General features: G+C 35.0%; 24 protein-coding genes. 14 read left to right on the plus strand and 10 right to left on the minus strand.

Features of this window, described 5'->3' with window-relative positions; all coding sequences use genetic code 11:
• Positions 1–4: 4 nt before the first annotated feature.
• From AC5YGD_RS06715 to AC5YGD_RS06750, 8 genes are read left to right on the plus strand one after another with little or no spacing between them, the layout of a single operon-like run.
• Complete coding sequence (locus AC5YGD_RS06715; RefSeq protein WP_271542056.1) at positions 5–409, plus strand: RDD family protein; 405 nt, start codon at positions 5–7, stop codon at positions 407–409.
• Complete coding sequence (locus tag AC5YGD_RS06720; RefSeq protein ID WP_496141201.1) at positions 410–769, plus strand: septum formation initiator family protein; 360 nt, start codon at positions 410–412, stop codon at positions 767–769.
• A gap of 25 nt (positions 770–794) precedes the next feature.
• The gene (gene ispD / locus AC5YGD_RS06725) at positions 795–1505 is read left to right on the plus strand and encodes a 2-C-methyl-D-erythritol 4-phosphate cytidylyltransferase (RefSeq protein WP_496141202.1); all 711 of its coding nucleotides are present in this window, start codon (positions 795–797) and stop codon (positions 1503–1505) included.
• A 3-nt stretch (positions 1506–1508) separates the two neighbouring features.
• Entirely contained in the window at positions 1509–1985 is a 477-nt protein-coding gene (gene ispF, locus AC5YGD_RS06730) for a 2-C-methyl-D-erythritol 2,4-cyclodiphosphate synthase (RefSeq protein WP_496141203.1), read from the plus strand.
• Positions 1982–3394, plus strand: coding sequence for a UDP-N-acetylmuramate--L-alanine ligase (gene murC / locus AC5YGD_RS06735; RefSeq protein WP_496141204.1), 1413 nt, complete (start codon positions 1982–1984; stop codon positions 3392–3394). The genes ispF and murC overlap by 4 nt, the downstream gene beginning before the upstream one ends.
• A gap of 27 nt (positions 3395–3421) precedes the next feature.
• Positions 3422–4234: a UDP-N-acetylmuramate dehydrogenase gene (gene murB, locus AC5YGD_RS06740; protein WP_496141205.1), complete on the plus strand. Its 813-nt coding sequence runs from the start codon at positions 3422–3424 to the stop codon at positions 4232–4234.
• Positions 4231–5109, plus strand: a complete 879-nt coding sequence (locus tag AC5YGD_RS06745; RefSeq protein WP_496141206.1) for a D-alanine--D-alanine ligase — start codon at positions 4231–4233, stop codon at positions 5107–5109. Before murB ends, AC5YGD_RS06745 begins: the two co-directional genes overlap by 4 nt.
• Entirely contained in the window at positions 5102–5830 is a 729-nt protein-coding gene (locus tag AC5YGD_RS06750; protein ID WP_496141207.1) for a cell division protein FtsQ/DivIB, read from the plus strand. Before AC5YGD_RS06745 ends, AC5YGD_RS06750 begins: the two co-directional genes overlap by 8 nt.
• Here AC5YGD_RS06750 and AC5YGD_RS06755 read toward each other — a convergent pair.
• Genes AC5YGD_RS06755 through AC5YGD_RS06770 form a run of 4 tightly spaced genes read right to left on the minus strand, consistent with a single transcriptional unit; the run spans position 5796 to position 9331 of the window.
• On the minus strand, positions 5796–6449 hold the full coding sequence (locus tag AC5YGD_RS06755; RefSeq protein ID WP_496141208.1) for a hypothetical protein: 654 nt from the start codon (positions 6447–6449) through the stop codon (positions 5796–5798). The two genes, AC5YGD_RS06750 and AC5YGD_RS06755, sit on opposite strands and share 35 nt — an antisense overlap.
• The gene (locus AC5YGD_RS06760; RefSeq protein WP_496141209.1) at positions 6446–7984 is read right to left on the minus strand and encodes a LysM peptidoglycan-binding domain-containing protein; all 1539 of its coding nucleotides are present in this window, start codon (positions 7982–7984) and stop codon (positions 6446–6448) included. The genes AC5YGD_RS06755 and AC5YGD_RS06760 overlap by 4 nt, the downstream gene beginning before the upstream one ends.
• A 2-nt stretch (positions 7985–7986) precedes the next feature.
• Positions 7987–8289 (minus strand): BolA/IbaG family iron-sulfur metabolism protein, encoded by a 303-nt coding sequence (locus AC5YGD_RS06765; RefSeq protein WP_496142366.1) that lies wholly within the window; start codon positions 8287–8289, stop codon positions 7987–7989.
• Positions 8282–9331 (minus strand): FAD-binding oxidoreductase, encoded by a 1050-nt coding sequence (locus AC5YGD_RS06770; RefSeq protein ID WP_496141210.1) that lies wholly within the window; start codon positions 9329–9331, stop codon positions 8282–8284. Before AC5YGD_RS06770 ends, AC5YGD_RS06765 begins: the two co-directional genes overlap by 8 nt.
• 38 nt (positions 9332–9369) lie before the next feature.
• Here AC5YGD_RS06770 and miaA point away from each other — a divergent pair, with 38 nt between their 5' ends.
• Positions 9370–10299, plus strand: a complete 930-nt coding sequence (gene miaA, locus AC5YGD_RS06775; RefSeq protein ID WP_496141211.1) for a tRNA (adenosine(37)-N6)-dimethylallyltransferase MiaA — start codon at positions 9370–9372, stop codon at positions 10297–10299.
• Here the strand turns inward: miaA and murD are convergent.
• Positions 10271–11575 (minus strand): UDP-N-acetylmuramoyl-L-alanine--D-glutamate ligase, encoded by a 1305-nt coding sequence (gene murD, locus AC5YGD_RS06780; RefSeq protein WP_496141212.1) that lies wholly within the window; start codon positions 11573–11575, stop codon positions 10271–10273. The two genes, miaA and murD, sit on opposite strands and share 29 nt — an antisense overlap.
• Positions 11576–11637: 62 nt before the next feature.
• On the opposite strand from murD, the gene AC5YGD_RS06785 reads away from it, so the two are divergent.
• On the plus strand, positions 11638–12297 hold the full coding sequence (locus AC5YGD_RS06785) for a Bax inhibitor-1 family protein (protein ID WP_496141213.1): 660 nt from the start codon (positions 11638–11640) through the stop codon (positions 12295–12297).
• Positions 12297–12833 (plus strand): RNA pyrophosphohydrolase, encoded by a 537-nt coding sequence (locus tag AC5YGD_RS06790; protein WP_496141214.1) that lies wholly within the window; start codon positions 12297–12299, stop codon positions 12831–12833. Before AC5YGD_RS06785 ends, AC5YGD_RS06790 begins: the two co-directional genes overlap by 1 nt.
• Here the strand turns inward: AC5YGD_RS06790 and csiR are convergent.
• Positions 12830–13492 carry a DNA-binding transcriptional regulator CsiR gene (csiR, locus tag AC5YGD_RS06795; protein WP_496141215.1) on the minus strand — a complete coding sequence of 221 codons (663 nt, stop codon included), beginning with the start codon at positions 13490–13492 and terminating at the stop codon, positions 12830–12832. The two genes, AC5YGD_RS06790 and csiR, sit on opposite strands and share 4 nt — an antisense overlap.
• Positions 13493–13620: 128 nt before the next feature.
• Between csiR and glaH the strand changes: the two genes are divergently transcribed.
• Positions 13621–14580, plus strand: a complete 960-nt coding sequence (gene glaH, locus AC5YGD_RS06800) for a glutarate dioxygenase GlaH (protein ID WP_496141216.1) — start codon at positions 13621–13623, stop codon at positions 14578–14580.
• A gap of 39 nt (positions 14581–14619) precedes the next feature.
• The gene (gene lhgD, locus AC5YGD_RS06805) at positions 14620–15822 is read left to right on the plus strand and encodes an L-2-hydroxyglutarate dehydrogenase (protein ID WP_496141217.1); all 1203 of its coding nucleotides are present in this window, start codon (positions 14620–14622) and stop codon (positions 15820–15822) included.
• Here lhgD and AC5YGD_RS06810 read toward each other — a convergent pair.
• Genes AC5YGD_RS06810 through AC5YGD_RS06825 form a run of 4 tightly spaced genes read right to left on the minus strand, consistent with a single transcriptional unit; the run spans position 15814 to position 20211 of the window.
• Complete coding sequence (locus AC5YGD_RS06810) at positions 15814–16530, minus strand: glutamine amidotransferase-related protein (protein WP_496141218.1); 717 nt, start codon at positions 16528–16530, stop codon at positions 15814–15816. The genes lhgD and AC5YGD_RS06810 overlap by 9 nt on opposite strands.
• Before the next feature lie 15 nt (positions 16531–16545).
• Positions 16546–17520, minus strand: coding sequence for an agmatinase (speB, locus tag AC5YGD_RS06815; RefSeq protein ID WP_496141219.1), 975 nt, complete (start codon positions 17518–17520; stop codon positions 16546–16548).
• A 35-nt stretch (positions 17521–17555) separates the two neighbouring features.
• Positions 17556–18824, minus strand: coding sequence for an FAD-dependent oxidoreductase (locus AC5YGD_RS06820; RefSeq protein WP_496141220.1), 1269 nt, complete (start codon positions 18822–18824; stop codon positions 17556–17558).
• Between the two features lie 13 nt (positions 18825–18837).
• The gene (locus AC5YGD_RS06825) at positions 18838–20211 is read right to left on the minus strand and encodes an aminotransferase (protein WP_496141221.1); all 1374 of its coding nucleotides are present in this window, start codon (positions 20209–20211) and stop codon (positions 18838–18840) included.
• Between the two features lie 166 nt (positions 20212–20377).
• Between AC5YGD_RS06825 and AC5YGD_RS06830 the strand changes: the two genes are divergently transcribed.
• Positions 20378–21736 carry a glutamine synthetase family protein gene (locus AC5YGD_RS06830; RefSeq protein ID WP_496141222.1) on the plus strand — a complete coding sequence of 453 codons (1359 nt, stop codon included), beginning with the start codon at positions 20378–20380 and terminating at the stop codon, positions 21734–21736.
• Positions 21737–21790 lie beyond the last annotated feature (54 nt).

A 21790-nucleotide genomic window follows, 5' to 3' on the forward strand; every position in this document is an offset into this window, starting at 1 on the left:
AATTATGCAATCTAATGTTTCATTTTTACGTCGATTAGGCTCAATTACTTATGATCTATTGCTTGTATTCTCATTTGTATTTTTTATTGCTGGAATAGTCATTCTTATCAACCAAAAAGAACCTATCACTAATAGTCTTTTCTTTTATCTTTTAACGCTTCCAGTAATCTTTTCTTACTTCTCCATATCATGGGTTAAAGGTAAACAGACTCTGGGCATGAGAGCATGGAAGTTTGAAATTACCCAGCAAGATGGTGAAAATGTCACTTATAAGCAATCTCTTATAAGGCTAATATTAGCGATAACTTCATTAGCAGGAATTGGCTTTATATTTCAGTTTTTTAATAAATATAAGCTTCCATTGCATGATTACTATTCTAAAACTTACCTTACTGAAATTCATAAATAAATGACTAATAGATCTGCAACAGGACTAATTGGGTTTATTAATAGAAATAAACTTACTTTGGTTCTCATTGTTATTTTATTTTCTCTAATAAAGCAGAATATTTTTACTAATAATTTCCCATATATTGTTTTAAATAAACAAAAAATAATCAATGATATTAAGAAAACTAATACTAATTTAATAGATCAAAATGCTCTGATTGAAGCTCAAATAAACAGCTTTACTGAAGAAGACTCAAGATTGGTTGAGTCTAAAGCTAGATTTAAATATGGCCTAATTAAGGAAGGGGAATATTTTTTTAAAATTAATAAGATTATCGTAACTGATAACTTAGAAGAAACTATTGATTCTTCTTTATAATTAATGGCATTATCTCAATCTTATAATGAAGCCTTTTGCTGACATGAATAATGATAATTATTACTTGGTAATGCCAGCTAGTGGCATGGGGAAGAGGATGAAATCTGAAACCCCAAAACAATACCTCAAGCTTAGTAATGGCCTAACTATAATAGATCAATGCCTTAAAACACTTCTAAAGGTTGACGTAATTTCGGGCTTTGTCATTGCTCTTTCTGAAAAAGACACTTTATTTAAATCTTCAATCTATTTTAACCACTCAAAAATGTTAGCAAGTGCCAAGGGAGGGAAGGAAAGATTTAATTCTGTTCTAAATGCATTAAATTCACTAGCAAAGATTGCAAAACCTAATGACTGGATTTTAGTGCATGATTCAGTTCGCCCTTGTGTTAAAAAAATAGACATTGAAATGTTGATTAATGAGGTATCAAATCATCAAACTGGTGGTATTTTAGCTACCGGTGTTGTCGAAACAATTAAACAAGTTGCCATTAATGGAAAAGTGTCTACAATTGATCGAAGCAAACTTTTTAAGGCTCAAACCCCTCAAATGTTTAGGTATGGAGTCTTAAAAGATGCATTGGAAAAGGCAGTAAAACTTAATCATAACATTACAGATGAGTCTGAAGCAATAGAAAACCTAGGTTATTCAATTAAAATTGTTGTTGGCTCTTCAAGTAATATTAAAATTACTCAAATAGATGACCTTGAGCAAGCGAACCACTACCTTCAGTAAATTATGACTATAAAAACAGGCATAGGACAAGACTCTCATGCATTCGAAAAAAAACCTGGAAAGCCTTTAATACTATCAGGCATCAAATTTGATCACTCTTTTGGCTTAAAAGGCAATAGTGATGCAGATGTTGTCTTTCATTCAATCACTAATGCTATATCAAGCATTACTGGTATAAATATTTTAGGGACAGTAGCGGACAAACTTGTGCAACAAGGAGAAAAGGACAGTAGTAAATACCTTCAACTTGCACTTGATGATTTGCATGAATGGAAAATAAGTCATATAGCAATATCAGTAGAATGCTTAAACCCAAAAATATCACCAAAAATTGATCTTATGAAACAAAAAATTTCTACTATCTGCAAAATAAAAATTGCTGATGTAGGTATAACTGCAACTTCAGGTGAAGGATTGACCGCCTTTGGAAGAGGCGAAGGAATTCAAGCAATAACCATCATAACCGTTAGCAAATCATGACTCTAATAGATAACCCCACACGCTCAAAAATTAAAAAAATACACTTCATAGGAATAGGTGGCTCTGGAATGAGTGGCATTGCAGAAGTTCTTGCTAACTTAGGTTACGAAATATCTGGATCAGACATTCAGTCCAATCAAGCAACAAAAAAACTTGAAGAAATAGGCTGTAATATTAGCTATACGCAAAAAGCTGAAAATGTTAAAGGCAAACAGGCAGTAGTTGTGTCTTCTGCAATCAATAAAAACAACCCTGAACTCCAAGAGGCTAGGCAGCAAAAACTATTAATTGTTCCAAGAGCTGAAATGCTGGGAGAGCTTATGCGCTTTCGCTTTGGAATAGCAATTTCAGGAACTCATGGCAAAACAACTACAACCAGCCTAATTGTTCACATAATGACTGAAGCAAAGCTTGACCCAACTTACATTATTGGGGGCATTATAAATGCAACCGGTATGAACGCCAAACTAGGAAAAAGTGATTATTTAATTGCCGAAGCAGATGAAAGCGATGCATCTTTTCTTCACCTTCAGCCCATGTTGAGTGTTATTACTAACATTGATGAAGATCACATGAGTACTTATAATCATAGCTATGATAACCTAACTGATGCCTTTATAAGCTTTACATCAAATCTGCCTTTCTATGGAGTTTGTGTTGCTTGTATTGATGATGGCGGAGTTAAGGACATCCTTAAAAAAATTCATAGGCCAGTTTTGAGTTATGGCTTCAGTGATGATGCAGATGTCCTGGCATCAAACGTTAAACAGAATGAAATGAAAATGTCATTTGATGTTTACTGTAAAAAATATCAAAAAAAATTTCCTGTGTCACTTAATTTAATAGGAAGGCATAATATCTTAAATTCTCTTGCTGCAATTAGTGTTGCAATTGAACTAGAAATAGAGCTTGAGGTAATACAGAAAGCATTGTCTCATTTTAGTGGTGTATCAAGAAGGCTTGATTACCACCAGAATTTAACTGTAAACACTTATCTTATTCCACTCTTTGATGATTATGGTCATCATCCCAATGAAATCACTGAGGTTGTAAGTACTTTAAGAAATACCTATCCAGATAAAAGGCTTGTGGTTATTTTTCAGCCTCATAGATATTCACGAACTAGAGACCTATTCAATGATTTTGTTAGCTGCCTATCTAAAGTAGATGTATTAGTTTTACTTAATATATATTCAGCCAATGAGTCGCCAATTAATACAATTAGCTCATCAACCCTTGCCGACTCGATAAGAAGAAGAAGCTCAATCGATCCAATCGTAGTTAAAGATATTGATGAAATAATTGAAATAATTCCAAATATAGTTACTGAAAATGATGTAATTCTTACTCTTGGAGCTGGTGATGTCAATAAAATCCCACACCAGTTAAAAGATCATTTTCATGAATAAAAGATAATGCTCAAGTTTAATGAACCAATGTCAAAACACTGTTCTTTAAGATCAGGAGGAATATCTAGTGAATTTCTTAAGCCTGAAGATGTAAATGAGCTCTCTAATTTTTTAAAAATCAATACAAAGCCTGTTCTAATAGTTGGCCTGGGAAGTAACCTATTGATCCGTGATAGAGGATTTAATGGCGTAACAATTAATACAAAAAATCTCAAAGATATTTCTATTTCAAATGGATTAATCGAGTCAGGAGCAGGAACCTCTCTCGCAAAATTATCAAGATTTTCTCAAGCAAATTTAAAATTTGGAGCTGAATTCCTTAGTGCTATTCCTGGAAGTGTAGGCGGCGCATTAGCGATGAATGCAGGTGCATTTGGCTCTGAGATATGGCAATATGTCCATTCAGTCAAAACCATTAATTTATCTGGAGAGATCCAAGAAAGATTTCCCAAAGATTATAAAATTTCTTATCGATCTACTCTTCATAAATTTAGTGACGAAGTTTTTATTAGTGCTATTTTTGACTTTAATTTAAAGCAGCCCAATGACAATGTTCGGGACCTGCTTCATAAAAGAAACTCGACACAACCAATCGGTTTAGCAAGCTGTGGGAGTGTTTTTAAGAATCCCAAAGATCATTATGCAGCTAAATTAATTGAGTCAACTGGCCTTAAAGGCTTTTGTATTGGAGGAGCTTGCGTTTCAGAAATGCACGCAAACTATATTATTAATCAGAATAATGCAAGTGCTTCAGATATTGAAAATTTAATTACTCATATTCAAAGTGTAATAAAGAATAAACATAATATTGAACTTGAAACTGAAATAATAATCATATGATTGCTGTATTAATGGGAGGCTACTCAGCTGAGAGAGAAATATCACTTCTTAGTGGCCATGCTGTTTATGAAGCTCTTCTTAAAAGTAATGTGGATTGTTTCTCATTTGATCTCACCCATGAAAATCTTGAAAGTCTTTGGGAAAAAGAATTTGATAAAGCGTTTATTGTCTTACATGGCAGAGGCGGAGAAGACGGCTACATTCAATCCCAACTTATAAAAAAAGGTATCCCGTTTACAGGATCTAATGCTATTGCATCAAATCTATGCATGAATAAAGCTACTACTAAAGACTTATGGAGAAATCATAGCCTTCCCTTATCTCCCTCAATCGTGGCTATAAAAGGGCAGAATTTAGATTCAATAAATTTTCCTCTTCCATGGGCTGTAAAGCCAACTTTGGAAGGCTCTAGTATTGGTATTACAAAGGTTAAAAATCAGAATGAACTTGATGAAGCACTTAAAGCAGCATGGCATTATAACGATGAGGCATTAATAGAGCAGTGGGTTGAAGGTGACGAATATACTGTTGCAATATTAAATAACAAAACGCTCCAAAGTATAAAAATTATTTCTGACCATGATATTTACGACTATCACTCAAAATACTTTAGTAATAAAACCGAATATCTTTGTCCGTCAGGTTTAACTATAGCGCAAGAAAAAAATATTCAAATGATAGCTTTAAAGGCCTTTAATTTAACTGGGGCATCTGGCTGGGGTAGGGTTGACTTTATTCTTGATAAAAATATGAAGCCATACTTATTAGAAATAAATACAGTGCCGGGTATGACATCTCACTCACTTGTTCCAATTGCAGCTAAAGCCTCCAATATAAGTTTTGAAGAATTAGTAATCAAAATCCTTAATGGCTAGAGAAAGAAAAAATTACGTAAAGAAACCAAAAAAACCTTTTAAGTATTTTTTAAACAAAATATTTAAATTAGTTTTCTATATACTTTTTGCGCTTTCAATTGCCTTCTTGATATATCTTGTTGAAAAATCAACCCTACTCAAACCAAATATTTCATGGGAAATAAAGGGAGAATTGCAAGCCCAAGCATACGAATATGATGAATTAATTAAACCTCTTCTTGTCAATAAATATTTACTTAATCTCTCTCAAATTAAAAATAAACTAGAACAGAGTCCGTGGGTTTCAAATGTAGAAGTTGAAAGAATATTTTGGAATAGGATTCGAATATCATTAGAAAAGCATGATATTGCTATGCGATATGGAACTGAAGGTTATATATCCTCTCGAGGCATATTATTTAAACCAAACTTAACAATTAACTCTGGAAAACCAATTGGAATAGTATCTGAATCAGAGGTTCAACAATTTTATTTTGACTTTACTATGTACCAGTCAATCCTTGAGCCGGTTAAAATTTCTCTTTTTGAAAGGACTTCCATTGATGAATTAACATTAGATAACAATATAAAGATTATTTTAGGATATCAAAAACAAAATGAACGCCTAGAGTTATTTATCAAATCTTTTGAAAAACTAAAGAAGTATAAAAAAATTAGAACAAGAGGAATTTTTGATATGAGATACCCTAATGGCTTTGCGTTGAGCTATTCGCCATTATGACTTTGTAGCACAATGCTATGCTTATTGAAGTCCAGTAGATTGAGATAAAACTAAAGAGAGAATCTAGATAGCTATTTTCAATTAGGCCTATCAACGAAATTAAAATAAATGGGCCTATAAAGTTGATTAAAAAAATGTTTAGGCGAGCCTGCCATGTCACTTCTATTCTCTTGTAGGGCACATCGTTTGCTATTGATACTAAATTAAGTGTTAATGGGATAAGTAAAAGATAAAACGGTAGCAAATAAATTGAAGAAAGTGTTACTGCTTGACCAATACCTAAAAGAATCGCCAAAAGAAAGAAGCGGCCAAACCTTAGGCTAGGCAAAACAAAACCAAATCGATTTATAGAATTACCCCCTAGAATTACAACTCTATATATATTTACTAATATTGCCATTGAGGCATAAATAAACATTAGTAAATAAGTTATATGAAAACTAATATTTTCTGGCACTTCACTTCCAGGCTTTAGCATAGATAATAAATGCACCAGCTCAGGCAAGAATGGAAGAGCTAAAAGTATTGGGAAAATACTGGCCTCAAGTAACTTCTTCCAATTAGAAAAAGCAAATGCTAAGGTTGCTAAAATAGTTTTTTGTATCGGGATATTTGTCATGATAAGTTTGAGTTAACCACGTTAATAGTAATAGTTAATTTATCGCCTGGTTGTAATATATATTCTTCATTCAAATCATTCCAAGATCTAATTTCTGCAATTTTAACATTATACTTTTGGGCAATTCTTGATAGGTTATCGCCCTCCTTTACCGTGTAAAAAATATCTCTATTAATATCAATTCCAGTATTCGTTATTTTAGCCAACTCTGTCTTGTTTTTGTTATCCCTTAAGATAACTAATTCTTTTCCAATAGACAAAGAGTCCGAGGGGCTAATTTGATTCCACCTTACAAGATTATTAATTGTGGTATCAAACTTAATAGAAATTTTCCATAGGCTATCTCCAGCAACAACCGTATAGATAATTTTTTCTGAATTTTTTTGAATATTTAATCTACTTTTTTCCCGTTGATTATCTGACAAAGAGTAATAGTTCTCTGATTTTTGAGCTAAAGGGACAATTAAATACTTATCAGCCCTTATGGCATCATTATCAAGCTCATTAACGCTCATTATTTGACCAATTGTTGTATTGTAATTTTGTGCAATAAGGCTAAGACTATCGCCTTGCTTAATCTTATAACGAGTCCAACTAATTTTTGGTCTTTGGTCTTGCTTAGATAAATTGTCATTAAAGCTATAAATAACCTCTTCTGGAAGCAGCATTATGTATGGCAGGGATTCAGGAGTTGCCCAGCGTTTCAATCCAGGGTTGTAGTTATAAATCTGATCAATACTTAAGCCAGTCCACTGAGAAATAAGCGCTAAATCAAACTGTGAATCTAGTTCGACTTCATTTAAGAAGGGCTTATTATCGATCTCAAGCAGTTTTTGATTATAGCGAGAAGGATTTTTAATTACCTGACTAAGGGCTAGGAGCTTAGGAACATACTTCTCAGTCTCCTGAGGTAGATCTAGGCTCCAAAAATCTGTCTTTTTTCCAAGCTTAATATTTGTGTCAATTGCTCTTTGAATTCTTCCAGGGCCTGCATTATAAGCAGCAATAGATAGAAGCCAATCTCCTTTAAACATTTTATTTAGATCATTTAAATAATTAGCAGCGGCTTTAGTTGAGGCAAGCACATCCCTTCTATCTGCATGCCACCAGTCTTCTTCTAGGCCATACATTCTCCCAGTAGAAGGTATAAATTGCCACAACCCTGCTGCCGTTCCATGAGAATATGAAAATGGATAGTAATCAGATTCAACAATAGGCAGCAAAGCAATTTCAATTGGAACGTTCTGCTTCTCTAGTTCAGAGACAACAAGATATAAAAAAGGCTCTGCTCTTTTTGAAATTAAAGATAGATACTCTGGATGATTACTTATCCAATCAATACGACTTTGAACTCTTGAATTAGAAACACTTTTAATATCCTGACGATTGGCAATAACTTGCCATAAATCATCCTCTTGAGAGTATTGAATAGTATTGACTGACTTACCCTTGGGGCTGGCTAAAGTTTGATTTTTATCAATGACCGATTGACAGCCAGAAAGAATCAAAAAGATTAATAAAAGAGCAGATCTCACTTCTACTTCTTACTTGAGCATTCGGGTGAATTAGGTGCAATCTGACGTTTTTGCCACTCTTGAGGGCTGTAGGTATGCATTGCCAAAGCATGAATATGCTTTAACTCTTCGGCAAAAAGCTTATTAATGAAACGGTGACGATCAATAAGCTTCATTTCATCAAAGGTTGGACTTACGACTACAATTTTAAAGTGCGACTCAGTAGCTGGTCCTGAATGCTGACTAGACTCATTACTAACTTCACAATATTCTGGACTCAAAGCTAAATCAAGTTGATTTTTTAAATGATTTTCCATACTAGGCATCGTCATTACTCACATTTGCGTATTCAAAAGAATCAGAAAAGAAGTTCTCTTTAATTAGTTGATGTTCAAGACAGCTTTTAGCTGCTGCATTAACCATTACAGGTGGGCCACAAGCATAAACCTCGAATCCTGTTAAGTCTTCAAAATCTTTAATAACTGAGTCATGAACATAGCCTTTATTTCCATCCCAAGTCTCATTTGCTTCTGATAATACTGGAATAAAAGAGATATTGGGGTATTTTTCACTCCATTCAGATGGAAGGTTCGAGTACAAATCAACTTCACTTCTTACCCCCCAGTATAAATAAACCTTCCTTTGAGACCCTATATTAATAAGGTGCTCTATTATTGCCTTAACTGGGCCAAAACCAGTTCCTCCAGCAATAAAAATGATTGGGCATTCGCTTTCTTCTCTTAGAAAAAAACTTCCTTTGGGGCCTTCAATTCTTAAAATTGATTTAGGGGCTAACGAATTAAAAATGAAGTTAGTGAGCTTTCCATTATCAACCAAACGAATATGGAGCTCAATCAGATTTGAGTTAGTTGGCGCGTTGGCGATAGAGTAATATCTTGAGTCAAAATCTGAATGCTCTAAGTCGAGGTATTGCCCTGCTAAATACTGCAAAGATTGAGCGCCAGGTATCTTTAATATTAGCTGGATTACGTCATGATTCAAATGATTAATTTGCTCTACACGACAAGGCATACTTCGAACTTCAATAACTGCCAGAGAGTCAAGCTCATCAACTGCAATATATAAATCACTCTTTGCTTTACACTGACAAAGCAATGCCATATTTGAATCAATGTCATCAGCGCTTAGAACTGATGGGACCTCACCATCATAATCAATCTCTCCATTAAGGATAACTGCTTTACACTGACCACAAAAACCATTTTGACAGCCGTATGGAAAATTAAAGCCGTTTGAAAGCGCTCCATCTAGAACAGATTCTTCATCTCCACACTTGAATGATTTACCACTAACTTGATTTAAAACCGTAAACATAGTTTTTGGAGATAAAAAATATAAAGGTGCCATTATAATGTAGGTCTTATAGTTATGAACTTACTATTATTATGGCAATTGAGCCAATAAATTTTGTAGTTTTTTTGATGGGACCAACAGCCTCTGGAAAGACTGAGCTAGCTATAGAAATTAGTAAACACATTAACTCAAAATTAATAAGTGTCGACTCTGCCTTGATCTACAGGGGTATGGATATTGGCACAGCAAAGCCTAGCAAGGAAATTCTTGCAGCCCATCCACATGAATTAGTTGATATTTGTGAGCCTGAAGATAGCTTTTCTGTCACTGAATTTATATCACTGGCAAAAGAACACATTAAATCGGCTCTAGCAGAAGGTAAATTACCTATTCTGGTTGGTGGCACTTCTTTCTACTTTAACGCTTTAGAGCATGGTTTATCAAAACTTCCTTCATCAACTGATGAGTCTCGAAAGCATTTTAATGAACTTTTAAAAAGTGAAGGCACTGCAAAACTTCATTCAAAATTAGCGGAAATTGATCCTAAGTCTGCAGCGCGCATCCATTCAAATGACTCCCAAAGAGTAACCAGAGCACTTGAGGTTTTTCATCTTTCTGGAGAAACACTAAGCAAGCTTCAAGGCAAAAAAAACCAGAATAAGCTCGATCTTAGTATTAAAAAAATTGTACTCATGCCTGATAGAGCTATGCTTCATCAAAGAATTGAGCAGCGCTTTATAAAAATGATTAAAGATGGATTTCTTAATGAGGTTGAAGCACTTAGACAAAATACAAAACTCAATCTAGATTTTGCCTCTATGAGATGCGTTGGTTATAGGCAAGCATGGAATTATTTTGAAGGGAACTATAGCAAACAAGAAATGATTGAAAAAGTAATCATCGCGACTAGGCAACTATGTAAACGTCAATGTACATGGCTAAGGGACGAAGATAAGGCTCTAACATTAAATCAAATAGAAATTGAAAAAGCCGTTAAGTTTCTTCAAGAACGAAGCGCTTAAAAACCTTTCCACGTTCATTAAAATCACTAAACATATCAAAACTTGCACACCCAGGGGAAAGCAATACTGCGCCCCCTTCTGCCATTGAAGTTGCCATCGATACCGCCTTTTTCATTGTATCAACAACTTCCACATGAGGTGCGGTAATTTGCTTTGAAAAATTACTACTGCACTCTCCAATTAAAACAACTGCATTAACTTTTTCATTTATTAATTTGAAAAACTCTGAGTAGTCTTCTTTTTTGGATATTCCACCAGAAATTAATATTAAGTTATTGTATTTTTCAAAAAGAGCGTTAACGGCAGTTATGGAAGAAATTGCGTTGGTTGATTTTGAATCGTTGTAGTAATCTATATCGTTTATCGTTGAAACAAATTCCAATCTATGCTCTAAGCCTTTGAAGTCAATTGCAGCCTGAACCATTACTTTTAAGGTTAATCCAAAACGATGGCCTAACGTTAAGGCAGCTAATAGATTTTCTATATTATGTCTTCCAACAACCTTCAATTCATCACTTGTTAGTAGGAATTTGCCTTTGTGTAGAACTTCATACAAGTCACCAATTCGATTTGCACTGAAATCACACCTATCATCAACAGACTCAACCGCATAGAAGTTGTGGCCGCTCAAATCACTCAGCAAATCATCGCTGAGATTTATAACTTTAAATTTGCAATAGCTATAAATCGATAATTTAGAGGAAATATAATCACTAAAGTTAGAGTACCTATCAAGGTGATCAGGAGTTATATTCGTAATTACGCCAGCTAATAAAGAAAGTTTATTTGTGTAATCTAATTGATAACTTGAAAGCTCAACAACATAGAGTTCGGCTTCATCACTTAAACTGTCCATTACAGGCTTGCCGATATTGCCGCAAATAACAGCATTTTTTCCATCAGCAAATGCCATCTCACCTAATAATTGAGTTACGGTTGATTTTCCATTTGAGCCAGTAATGCCAATAATTGGTGCCATAGCATATCGACCAAATAACTCTATATCACTAATTATTGAAATATTTTTTTTGCGCATCCAAATTACAATATCTTCTGACTCAGCGACACCTGGACTAATAATTACTTCAGAAATGCCAGTTAAAATATGCTCATTCCAATCTCCAAAATAAGCATCACTAAGTAGACCCTCTTTTTTACTTACTTCAAGCATAGGAGGCTCTTGACGAGTGTCAGCAATGCGAAATGAGATTTCATTTTTAAAGAAAAAACGAGCTACAGAAAGTCCTGTAATACCTAGACCTAAAATAAGTTTCATGAAAACCTTGTGTTTTCGACCAAAATTGACTATATTTTACACTTTTACTTCACAATTTTATTATGCCTACAAATGTTCAGACAACTTCAAGCGCGATTGTAATAAATCGGACGCTAAGAAATACGTATCAGCTTTTATCAGCAACGCTTCTTTTCAGTGGTTTAATGGCTTACTTATCCATGTATCTTAGACTGCCTTACTTCGGACTTCTAATAACGCTTGGTGGCTATTTTAGTCTCTTGTTTTTGGTGACAAAGCTTAGAAATTCGGCTTTTGGAATCCTCGCAGTCTTTGCACTAACTGGCTTCATGGGTTTAACCCTTGGGCCAATTGTTGGCGCATACACAACTGCCTTCTCAAATGGGGCCGAGCTTGTTGGAATGGCAATGACAGGAACTGCGGTTATCTTTTTATCGCTTTCTTTCTACGCTATTACATCTCAAAAAGACTTTAGCTTTATGGCCGGCTTCCTGACTGCTGGAATAGTAGTTGCATTTCTAGCGGGTATAGCAGCATACTTTTTCCAAATACCTGCTTTGTCTCTTGCAGTTTCATCTGCATTCATTTTATTAATGAGTGGCCTTATATTATATGAAACAAGCAATATTATTCATGGTGGAGAAACCAATTACATCATGGCGACAGTTACCCTATACATTTCTATTTACAACCTATTCTTAAGCCTTCTTCACCTATTAGGTGTGTTTTCTGGCGATGACTAGTGATAGATAGCGATGGATATCGCGCAAATGTTGGCATTGTAATTACTAATGAAAAAAGGCAAATACTTCTAGCAAAGCGCTTTAAACAAGATGCATGGCAACTTCCTCAGGGTGGAATTGATACCGATGAAACTGAGCTAGATGCTCTTTATAGAGAGCTTGAAGAAGAGGTTGGTCTTAATCCAGGCCATGTAACTCTTTTAGCTAAAACTCCTAAATGGCTACGTTATGATCTGCCTACAGAGCACATTAGGCGTCGCCAAAAACCAACCTGTATTGGTCAGAAACAGGTTTGGTTCCTATTAAAACTTAAATCTGGTGATGACAATATCACTCTTGACTCACACCATGATATTGAGTTTGATGACTGGAAGTGGGTTGATTACTGGAAACCAGTCGATGAAGTGATTGACTTTAAAAGAGCGGTCTATGAGGATATGTTAAAAGCACTTGCTCCAATTCTATTTGAAAATGAACATAGCATTCCAACAAAACTTTCTCGGCCTCTGCAGTTTACTGCCATCAAGCTTTATTAAGGCAGGTTTTTCTTTATAATCTCGACTGGTGTCATTATGTGTGCCTCAATAAGCTTTTGAGCAGGCATGGAATTCCTTTCAAGCACCAATACCATTAGCGCAACATGCTCATTCTGATTTGCTTGCAGTCTTTCATAGTTAGTAACGTTTTCTTGAAGCCAAAGATTTCGGTATCGGGTAGATTTTTCATAAAGTGATTGCCTTATCTGAAAAAGTCTTGGGGAATTACAACCAGAAACTAACGCTTCATGAAATGAAAAATGTCGATTTTGCCATTCATCCATATCAATATTTTCAGATTTGCTATATTTAGCTAATAAATGAGAAGCTGCAATTATTTTTGACTCCCAAAAATCACCACCTTTTTTTATAGCCATATCAAGACATAAGCCCTCTATTTTTGATCTTGCCTGATAAATGTCAGTTAAATCATCAATAGATATATTACTAACATAAAAGCCTTTTTGGTTTTCAGACACAACTAAATCCTTGGCAATTAGTTGTGATAGTGCTTCTCTTATTGGACTTGTTCCAACTTTATAACGATCTTTTAAAGTTTTAATTTGTAGTTTTTCCCCAGGTGGGAACACGCCCTGAATAATATCACTAGTTAATGCATAAAGAATTTTAGAAGCTGTATTTTGCTTAGAAGTATTCATTCACTATTTTTTTATGTAATTTAAAGTTAGATAATTTACAATTTAACTACAGTATAACTTGAATTATTTAAAAATGTAGTTATAATTGAATAATGTCGACATTATTCAAAAATACTTAATATATTACTATGAATTCAAAAAATACTTTAAATGTTGGTTTTGAATTGAGTCAACACAAAAATAACTCAAGAGTTCAGGTCCTTAAGCTATCAAAAAATACTGTAGAAAAATTTTCTAAGAAAATAGTTGATCATAATGTTCAATCTATTGAATATAAACCGTTTTTAAGGTTTTATCTTGCTGATTGTCTAAATAAGCTAACCGATGATTCTTTAGGTAAATTTCTATTAAAAACTCTTAAGAATCGCTCAACAGGGGCAATATTACTGGAATGTGAGCTATTAAATAACTCAAAGATTAACGGAATAGAGTTTGTAGATTTTAATGTTCTACTTTCTACGGCAATTTCTCATCTTATTGGCATTCCAAATCTTGATTCAATGTCTGGCAAGTTTTATGCCAGATTTAGTGTTAAAAATGAAGATAATAGTGATAGCTATCTCCGTCAAGCTCATCGCAGAATGGAACTCCACAATGATGGGACTTATGTTGAAGAGACTACTGACTGGGTAATCATGCAAAAAATACTTGAAGTTGATGTTGAAGGTGGTGATTCACTTCTACTTCATGTTGATGACTGGAAGGATTTGGACAAATTTTATCATCATCCATTAGCAAAAGAAAATCTTCAATGGGGATCGCCCTCTAGTAAAAATATTACTTATAAAACGTCTCATCCAATTTTTTTAGAGGAGATGAATGATGGAAAGCCAATTATGTCTTTTATTGATCAATTCGTTGAACCTTTGAATATTGCCCAAGGGCTTTATTTATATGAAATGGGTGAGTCACTTGAAAAAGAGACAAATACTTCAAATATAAAATTACCCGAAGGCAGTATGCTTATTATTAATAATTATTACTGGCTTCATGGAAGAGACAAATTTATAGCCAAAAAAAACCTTCATAGAGAACTTCTTCGTCAAAGAGGTGTTTTTGCTAAAAATACTGGCGATAATGATAAATAATTTATTCCATATACACTTGTAAAAATGAAGAAGGAGCTAATGTTCGATTATGTTGTTTTAGGAGGTGGTATTGTTGGCGTTTCGACGGCACTTTCGCTTATTACAAAACACCCTGATAAACGCATCCTGCTTGTTGAAAAAGAGGAATCTTTCGCTCAACACCAAACGGGACACAATAGTGGCGTCATTCATGCTGGCGTTTACTACGAACCTGGCAGCTTAAAGGCAAAATTTTGCAGAGAAGGATTAACAGAAACAATCAAATTCTGCTTGCTTCATAAAATCCCATATCATCAGTGTGGTAAGCTATTAGTAGCAACTAATGACACAGAATTGAAGCGGATGAAAGAGCTTTATGAGCGATGCAAATCGAATGATATTGAAGTTGAAATTTTAAACGAAAAAACATTAAATGAAATTGAACCAAACATCTCTGGTATTGGTGCGCTTTTAGTCAAATCAACTGGAATCGTTAACTATAAATTAATTACAAAGAAAATGTCAGAGCAATTTGAGTCATTAGGTGGCATGTTTCTTCTTAACACTCAAATAATTAATCTTAAAGAAGACGAAGATAAAATCCAAATAATAACTTCGAATGAAATATTCAGCTCAAGATATCTTGTTTGCTGCGCTGGGCTAATGGCTGACAGAATAGCAAAACTACTGAAAATTAAAATTAACTTTCAAATTGTTCCATTTAGAGGAGAGTACTTTAAGCTTCCTGAAAAACATAACAATCTAGTTAAGCATTTGATCTACCCAGTACCTGATCCAACTCTCCCCTTCTTAGGAGTTCACTTAACCAAAATGATTGATGGAAGCATAACTGTTGGACCAAATGCGGTTCTTGGATTTAAGCGTGAAGGTTATAGTAAGTTTAATTTCAGCCTGAAAGATAGTTTTCAACTATTATCATTCAAAGGGTTTCATAAAGTACTTATGAAAAACTTTAAATCGGGCTTATATGAAATGAAAAATTCAATCTTTAAGAGAGGTTATTTAAAGGAGGTGCAAAAATATAGCCCTTTGGTAAAACTTAGCGATCTCAAACCATACCCTGCAGGAATTAGAGCACAAGCAGTTTTGGATGATGGTACACTTGTACATGACTTTTTATTTGCTGAGAGCAGGCGATCAATCCATGTATGTAATGCACCATCTCCTGCAGCAACCTCAGCTATACCAATTGGAAGGTATATTACTGATAAAGCGACTGAGGCTTATAACAAACTAGCTTAATTTAAAAAACTGCCTTATAGTCTCAGCAAACTGAGCTGATTGAACGCTTTCTGGCTTCGCTTTAAGCTTAATTAAAGCAGGGTCTACAAATTCTTTTGGAATTGTAATATCCCTTCTAGCCGACAGAAGATCTTTTATAAAATTAACCAAAAACTCTGGATGCGCTTGCATTGTAAGAACTTTATCTTTGATATAAAAACCAGCATTTTCACAAAATTCAGATTTTGCATAAACAGTTGCCCCCTCTGGCAATCGAAGAACTTGATCTTGATGACAAATATTTAAGGTTACCTCTTTCAACAAGTTACTCATGTAACCTGTTTTATTGTTAATTTGGTAAGTATGAAGCCCCAAGCCCCATCCTTTTATTGACTTTTCAACATGGCCTCCAAGTGCTTGGGCAATTAGCTGGTGACCAAAACATACTCCAAAGATTGGTAAGCTGTCCTTATAGATATTTTTAATCAGGTCACTGATTACTGGTATCCAAGAGTGCTCTTCATAAACGCCATGCGGAGAGCCAGTAACAATCCATCCATCACACTCAAGGTGATCTTTTGGAAATACTGAATCAAGAATATTAAATGTTTTAAACTCAAACACTTTCTCTTCAGAATTAATAAGTGCAATAAGCATTTCTGCATAAGTACCGTATTCTTCAACCAAATCTTCTGAAGCCCTTCCAACTAATAATATTCCAATTTTCATCATATTCTTAAGAAATTAAATTTTTACTTGTTTCATTTTTTGTTTTGCCCTAATAACTAGATAATCATGCGCAATAGTAGCTGCGATAATTGCTGTAATTTCCGCATGATCATAAACTGGAGCCACTTCAACAACATCTGCACCAATAAAATTTAAATTTTCTAAGCCCCTAATAATTCCTAAGGCCTGGGCAGAAGTTAAACCTCCCGAGACTGGTGTTCCAGTTCCAGGTGCATAGGCAGGGTCAAGACCATCAATATCAAACGTAAGGTATGCAGGGCGATCTTTAACAACTTCAATTATTTTTTTAATTACTTTATTTACGCCATTCTCATGAACCCATGGCGCATCAAGAATAGTCACCCCCTTGGTATTGCTATTATGAGTTCTTATTCCAACTTGTATGGAGTGCTCGGTATCAATTAAATTCTCTTTGATGGCTCTTGAAAACATCGTGCCATGGTCAAGCCTTCCATCTTCATCGGGCCAAGAATCTGTATGCGCATCAAAATGAACAAGCGCAATTGGTCCATGCTTTGCAGCGTGTGCCCTTAAAAGTGGATAGGTTACAAAATGATCACCCCCAAAAGTGAGCATCTCTGCCCCAGAGTCTAATATAGTTTTAGCATGGGCTTCGATTTGAGCAACCACATTTCCATGAAAACCATAATCCAATTCGCAGTCTCCATAATCGGTTACCGCTAATGTTTTGAAGGGGTCTATTCCGTCTGGAAATGCTAATAATTCTGCAAGCTGAACTGAGGCTTCTCTTATTGCTTTAGGGCCAAATCTTGCACCAGGTCGAAAGCTCGTTGCAGCATCAAATGGAATACCACTTACAGCAATATCAACGCCCTTTAGATTCTTTGTATACTTGCGCCTTAAAAAACTAAGAGCGCCGCCATAGGTCATTTCATTGTCTCTACCATAGAGAGTTTTTTTAGTGAAAGCTTGATCAGTTTTTATTTCTTCAAAATCATCAGTACTCATTAATTTTTCCTATATGTTGAAAAACTAGCTTCTTATTATAATCGGTCCATTAGCGAATAATATAGCATGCCGAGTTTCATACTTGGATTTCGCAAAAACCTTCCGCCAGGAAAACTTTGCCTTGGAATCTTTGCCATAATATCAAAAGTCTCCCCATTTCCAGTAATTTTCTCAGAAACTAATTTTCCAGAGTAGCTAGCAAGAGCAACACCCTGACCAGAATAGCCTTGAGCAGATATAACTTTTTCATTATGGAGAGTTGTAAAGAAGGGCAGGCGATTCATTGTTATCGCAAGCTTTCCTCCCCAAGCATAATCGATTTTTACGCCCTTTAAAAATGGATAAATTTTCTCTAAAGGCTTAGTAACTATGGGAATAATATTATTTGAAAGTTCTTGAGAATAATTCTCACCACCACCAAAAAGTAAGCGCTTATCAGCACTCATTCTAAAATAGTTGATTACAAATCTTGAGTCAGCAAAGGCTATGTCTTTTGGGTTTATCTTTTGAACAGTTTCATCGTCAAGTGGCTTAGTTGCAATAATATAGTTATTCATTGGCAGTATTTTTGATGTTAAGCTTTTTTCAAAATTACCAAGGTAACCGTTACAAGCCAGAACAACTCGATCTGCGTTGATGGAGCCATCTTTAGTGATTACCTTAACATGGTCATCATTAACTTTATAACTTAATGCAGGAGTGTCTTCAAAGATCTTTGCACCTGCAGAAATAGCAGCTTTTGCAATCCCAAGTGCATAATTAAGTGGGTGACAGTGAGCCTCGCCTTCATCATAACTACCTCCATAATATGTTTTTGAGCCAGTCACATCTCTCATTTCATTATCATTCAAATACTCAATATCATGATAATCATAGTTTTCATTCATATGACCTACATATTGTTTTGAATCTTCGCAATATTTTTGCTTATGATTAGGGTGGGCAATACCTTTTTTATAGTCACACTGAATTTGATATTGATCAATTAGATGTTTAGCGTGATATTTTGATTTCTCACCAATCTCCCATAAAACTTTAGCATAATCAACTCCTAACGTTTTTTCTAGATAGAACTGGTCTCTTCTCATACCACCAGAAACTTGGCCTCCATTAGCGCCAGAGGCTCCAGATGCCAGCTTGTTGGATTCAAGCAAGAGAACATTTACTCCTTCTTTTGCCAAATAAAGAGCGGTCGATAGACCCGTGTAACCTCCACCAATTATGCAAACGTCAACATGCACGTCACCAGTAAGTTTAGGTTGATTAATTTCAATATTTCGAGATGCTAGGTAATAAGATTGCACGCAAAGATAGTATTTACTTAATTGATTTGGCAGTCAAATCAAGACACTTCCAAACCTTTTCAATTATCTCGTCAATATGCTCATTAGTACAAATTAAAGGAGGAGAAATAACCATCTTATTTTTAATTGCCCTCATCACTATGCCATTCTCATAACAAAAATCCCGACATTTTCCAACAATCTCTCCACTATTATCAAATCTCTTGCAATTTTCTTTATCTTCAACAATTTCTAATGCTGCAAGCATTCCAACTTGTCTAGCTTCACCCACCAAGGAATGGCTCTCTAAATCCTTCCACTTACTTCCCAAGTATGGGGCGGTATTATTTTTGACTTGGTGAATTATATTAGTGCTCTCCATTAACTCAAGGTTAGCTATAGCTGCAGCCATGCAGGCTGGATGTCCTGAATAAGTATATCCATGATTAAACTCTTCCTTAGCTGAGGCTAATACATCCACAATATCATCATGAACAATAACACCTCCAACTGGCAGATAACCCGAAGTTACTCCCTTTGCAAATGCCATTAAATCTGGCTTAAAGTTAAAGTGTCCAGAACCAAACCATTCCCCAGTCCTTCCAAAGCCACATATTACTTCATCTGCAACTAAAAGGATATTTCTCTCTTTACAAATTCTACTAATCTCTGGCCAATAAGTTTTTGGAGGAATAATAACTCCACCTGCACCCTGAATCGGTTCCGCAATAAATGCAGCAACGCGATCTTCACCAAGCTCGTCAATCTTCTTAGCAAGGCTTTGAGCCATTTTAATTCCAAATTCGTCCTCATCAATTTTTCCACCTGCTTCGACGCAAGCATCATAATAGTAGGGTTGTTCTACATGTTCAATATCAGCAATTGGTAAGCCACCTTGAGCATGCATGGCGCTCATTCCTCCTAAACTAGCACCTGCCATAGTAGAGCCATGGTAAGCATTTTTGCGACTAATAATGACAGACTTAGAGGGCTTACCTTTTGCATTCCAATAGTGTCTTGTTAATCTCACAACAGTATCATTTGCTTCAGATCCAGAACCACAAAAATAAACTTTATTCATCCCTTCTGGAGTTTTATCCGCAATCATTTCAGATAACTTAATTGCAGAAGGATGACTAGACCCAAAGAAATTATTATAGTAAACAAGTTCTTTCATTTGCTCATTCACAGCCTTAATAATTGATTGTTGACCATAGCCCATATTAACGCACCAAAGACCAGACATACTATCTAAAATCTTCTTACCATCATTGTCATAAATATAAACTCCATCTGCTCGGCTGATGATATGAGTTTCCTCAGGATTATTGATGTAACTTAAATCACTAAAGGATTGAATTAAATGCTTGGCATTTTTTTGTTGGAGAGCAGATGTGCTTATAGTCATGGGAATTCCTCAATTAAATTATCAACTTTAAATCGCAAGAAATTGAAATTATCTTGCAACACAATTTTAAATGTTATAGTGTAATACTTTTTTGAATCATGAGTAAAAAATAATTTACGATTGTTCAAAAGTAACATAAATAATTAAATAGCAAACTTTTAAATACATGACTAATATCGCTGAAGAATTTTTAAAGAATAATCCAGATTTAGAAAAAATTGAATTTATATATGTTGACTTTAATGGCATCCCAAGAGGCAAATATGCCGCACCAAAAACGCTAGTTAAAGCTTTTGATGGTGGCCTTAAAATGCCTATATCAAGCTATGTACTTGATGTTTGGGGTGATAACCCTAAGGGAACTGGTCTAGTGATGTCAGGTGACGGTGATGCAATATGTAGGCCCGTTATAAGCTCACTAGCAGTCACGCCATGGAGCACTCGCAAGACAGCCCAGTGCCTTGTTAGCATGGAAAATGTTGATGGAGAGGCAATTTATGCAGACCCAAGACAAATCCTATCTTCAGTTCTTGAGCGTTTTCAAAAGCTTAATTTAAAGCCAGTTATCGCACCTGAAATGGAATTTTATCTTGTTGATAAACAATTGCAAAAAAATGGCCATCCACAAATGCCAATCATTCCAGGCACTAACAGAAGATATGAAGATGTTCAGCTTCTCAACTTGAATGAGATGGATGACTTTGAAAGCTTCTTTGCCCTAGTAGAAAAAAGTGCTCACTCTTTAGGAATTCCTGCTGAGACTGCCATCAAGGAGTGTGCACCTGGACAATTTGAAATTAATTTACTACATCATGAAGACGCCCTCTTGATGGCTGATCAAGCCTTTTTAATGAAACGCTTAATTAAAAACTGCGCTAGACAATTTAATATGAACGCAACCTTTATGGCCAAACCTTTTTCAGATCAAGCTGGCAACGGTATGCACGCCCACCTTAGCATTATTGATAAAGATGGTAACAATGTTTTTTCAGTCGACAAAAATAAACAGCCTCAAGGTATTTTTGCGAACTCTATTGCGGGCCTTTTAAAGAATGCCCCTGATTTTCTTTCTTTTTATGCATCACACTCAAATTCATATCGACGTTTAGTTCATAATGCAGATCATGCTCCAACAACATTAAGCTGGGGTAATGAAAATAGGACCGCCCTAGTAAGATTACCGGAGGCATCCTCAAAAGCAACGCGTTTAGAATTTAGACTTCCAAGTGCAGACTCAAATTCCTACTTAGTATTCGCATCCATTCTTTCAAGTGTCTTGTCAGGAATAACAAATAAATATCCGCTTGATAAAGAAACCATTGGAAATGCTCATGCACAGCATGAAGCTGCATTAGGAATAACCTGGAGAGAAGCTGTTCATAAAACAAGTGAATCCCCAGTAGTTAAAGAATTTTTTGGTGAAAAGTTTCAAAAATCCTATCAATGCGTCAAAGAATCTGAAATAAAAAGATTTGAAAGTACGATTACTGACTTTGAATATAACTCATATTTAAGGCATCTTTAATATATGATTGAATTGTAATTTCAAAAAAAAGGTGTGTATTAAAGAATAAACTTT

It is taken from the genome of Candidatus Pseudothioglobus sp. uisw_070 (genome assembly GCF_059512545.2).

Excerpts from the sequence above, each read along its gene's own strand:
- AC5YGD_RS06810 (WP_496141218.1), bottom strand. The coding sequence starts at position 16,530 with ATGAAAATTGGAATATTATTAGTTGGAAGGGCTTCAGAAGATTTGGTT.
- miaA (WP_496141211.1), top strand. The coding sequence starts at position 9,370 with ATGGCAATTGAGCCAATAAATTTTGTAGTTTTTTTGATGGGACCAACA.
- AC5YGD_RS06750 (WP_496141207.1), top strand. The coding sequence starts at position 5,102 with ATGGCTAGAGAAAGAAAAAATTACGTAAAGAAACCAAAAAAACCTTTT.
- lhgD (WP_496141217.1), top strand. The coding sequence starts at position 14,620 with ATGTTCGATTATGTTGTTTTAGGAGGTGGTATTGTTGGCGTTTCGACG.
- speB (WP_496141219.1), bottom strand. The coding sequence starts at position 17,520 with ATGAGTACTGATGATTTTGAAGAAATAAAAACTGATCAAGCTTTCACT.
- ispF (WP_496141203.1), top strand. The coding sequence starts at position 1,509 with ATGACTATAAAAACAGGCATAGGACAAGACTCTCATGCATTCGAAAAA.
- glaH (WP_496141216.1), top strand. The coding sequence starts at position 13,621 with ATGAATTCAAAAAATACTTTAAATGTTGGTTTTGAATTGAGTCAACAC.
- AC5YGD_RS06765 (WP_496142366.1), bottom strand. The coding sequence starts at position 8,289 with ATGCCTAGTATGGAAAATCATTTAAAAAATCAACTTGATTTAGCTTTG.
- csiR (WP_496141215.1), bottom strand. The coding sequence starts at position 13,492 with ATGAATACTTCTAAGCAAAATACAGCTTCTAAAATTCTTTATGCATTA.
- AC5YGD_RS06720 (WP_496141201.1), top strand. The coding sequence starts at position 410 with ATGACTAATAGATCTGCAACAGGACTAATTGGGTTTATTAATAGAAAT.
- murB (WP_496141205.1), top strand. The coding sequence starts at position 3,422 with ATGTCAAAACACTGTTCTTTAAGATCAGGAGGAATATCTAGTGAATTT.
- murC (WP_496141204.1), top strand. The coding sequence starts at position 1,982 with ATGACTCTAATAGATAACCCCACACGCTCAAAAATTAAAAAAATACAC.
- AC5YGD_RS06825 (WP_496141221.1), bottom strand. The coding sequence starts at position 20,211 with ATGACTATAAGCACATCTGCTCTCCAACAAAAAAATGCCAAGCATTTA.
- murD (WP_496141212.1), bottom strand. The coding sequence starts at position 11,575 with ATGAAACTTATTTTAGGTCTAGGTATTACAGGACTTTCTGTAGCTCGT.
- AC5YGD_RS06830 (WP_496141222.1), top strand. The coding sequence starts at position 20,378 with ATGACTAATATCGCTGAAGAATTTTTAAAGAATAATCCAGATTTAGAA.
- AC5YGD_RS06745 (WP_496141206.1), top strand. The coding sequence starts at position 4,231 with ATGATTGCTGTATTAATGGGAGGCTACTCAGCTGAGAGAGAAATATCA.
- AC5YGD_RS06770 (WP_496141210.1), bottom strand. The coding sequence starts at position 9,331 with ATGGCACCTTTATATTTTTTATCTCCAAAAACTATGTTTACGGTTTTA.
- AC5YGD_RS06755 (WP_496141208.1), bottom strand. The coding sequence starts at position 6,449 with ATGACAAATATCCCGATACAAAAAACTATTTTAGCAACCTTAGCATTT.
- AC5YGD_RS06785 (WP_496141213.1), top strand. The coding sequence starts at position 11,638 with ATGCCTACAAATGTTCAGACAACTTCAAGCGCGATTGTAATAAATCGG.
- AC5YGD_RS06715 (WP_271542056.1), top strand. The coding sequence starts at position 5 with ATGCAATCTAATGTTTCATTTTTACGTCGATTAGGCTCAATTACTTAT.
- ispD (WP_496141202.1), top strand. The coding sequence starts at position 795 with ATGAAGCCTTTTGCTGACATGAATAATGATAATTATTACTTGGTAATG.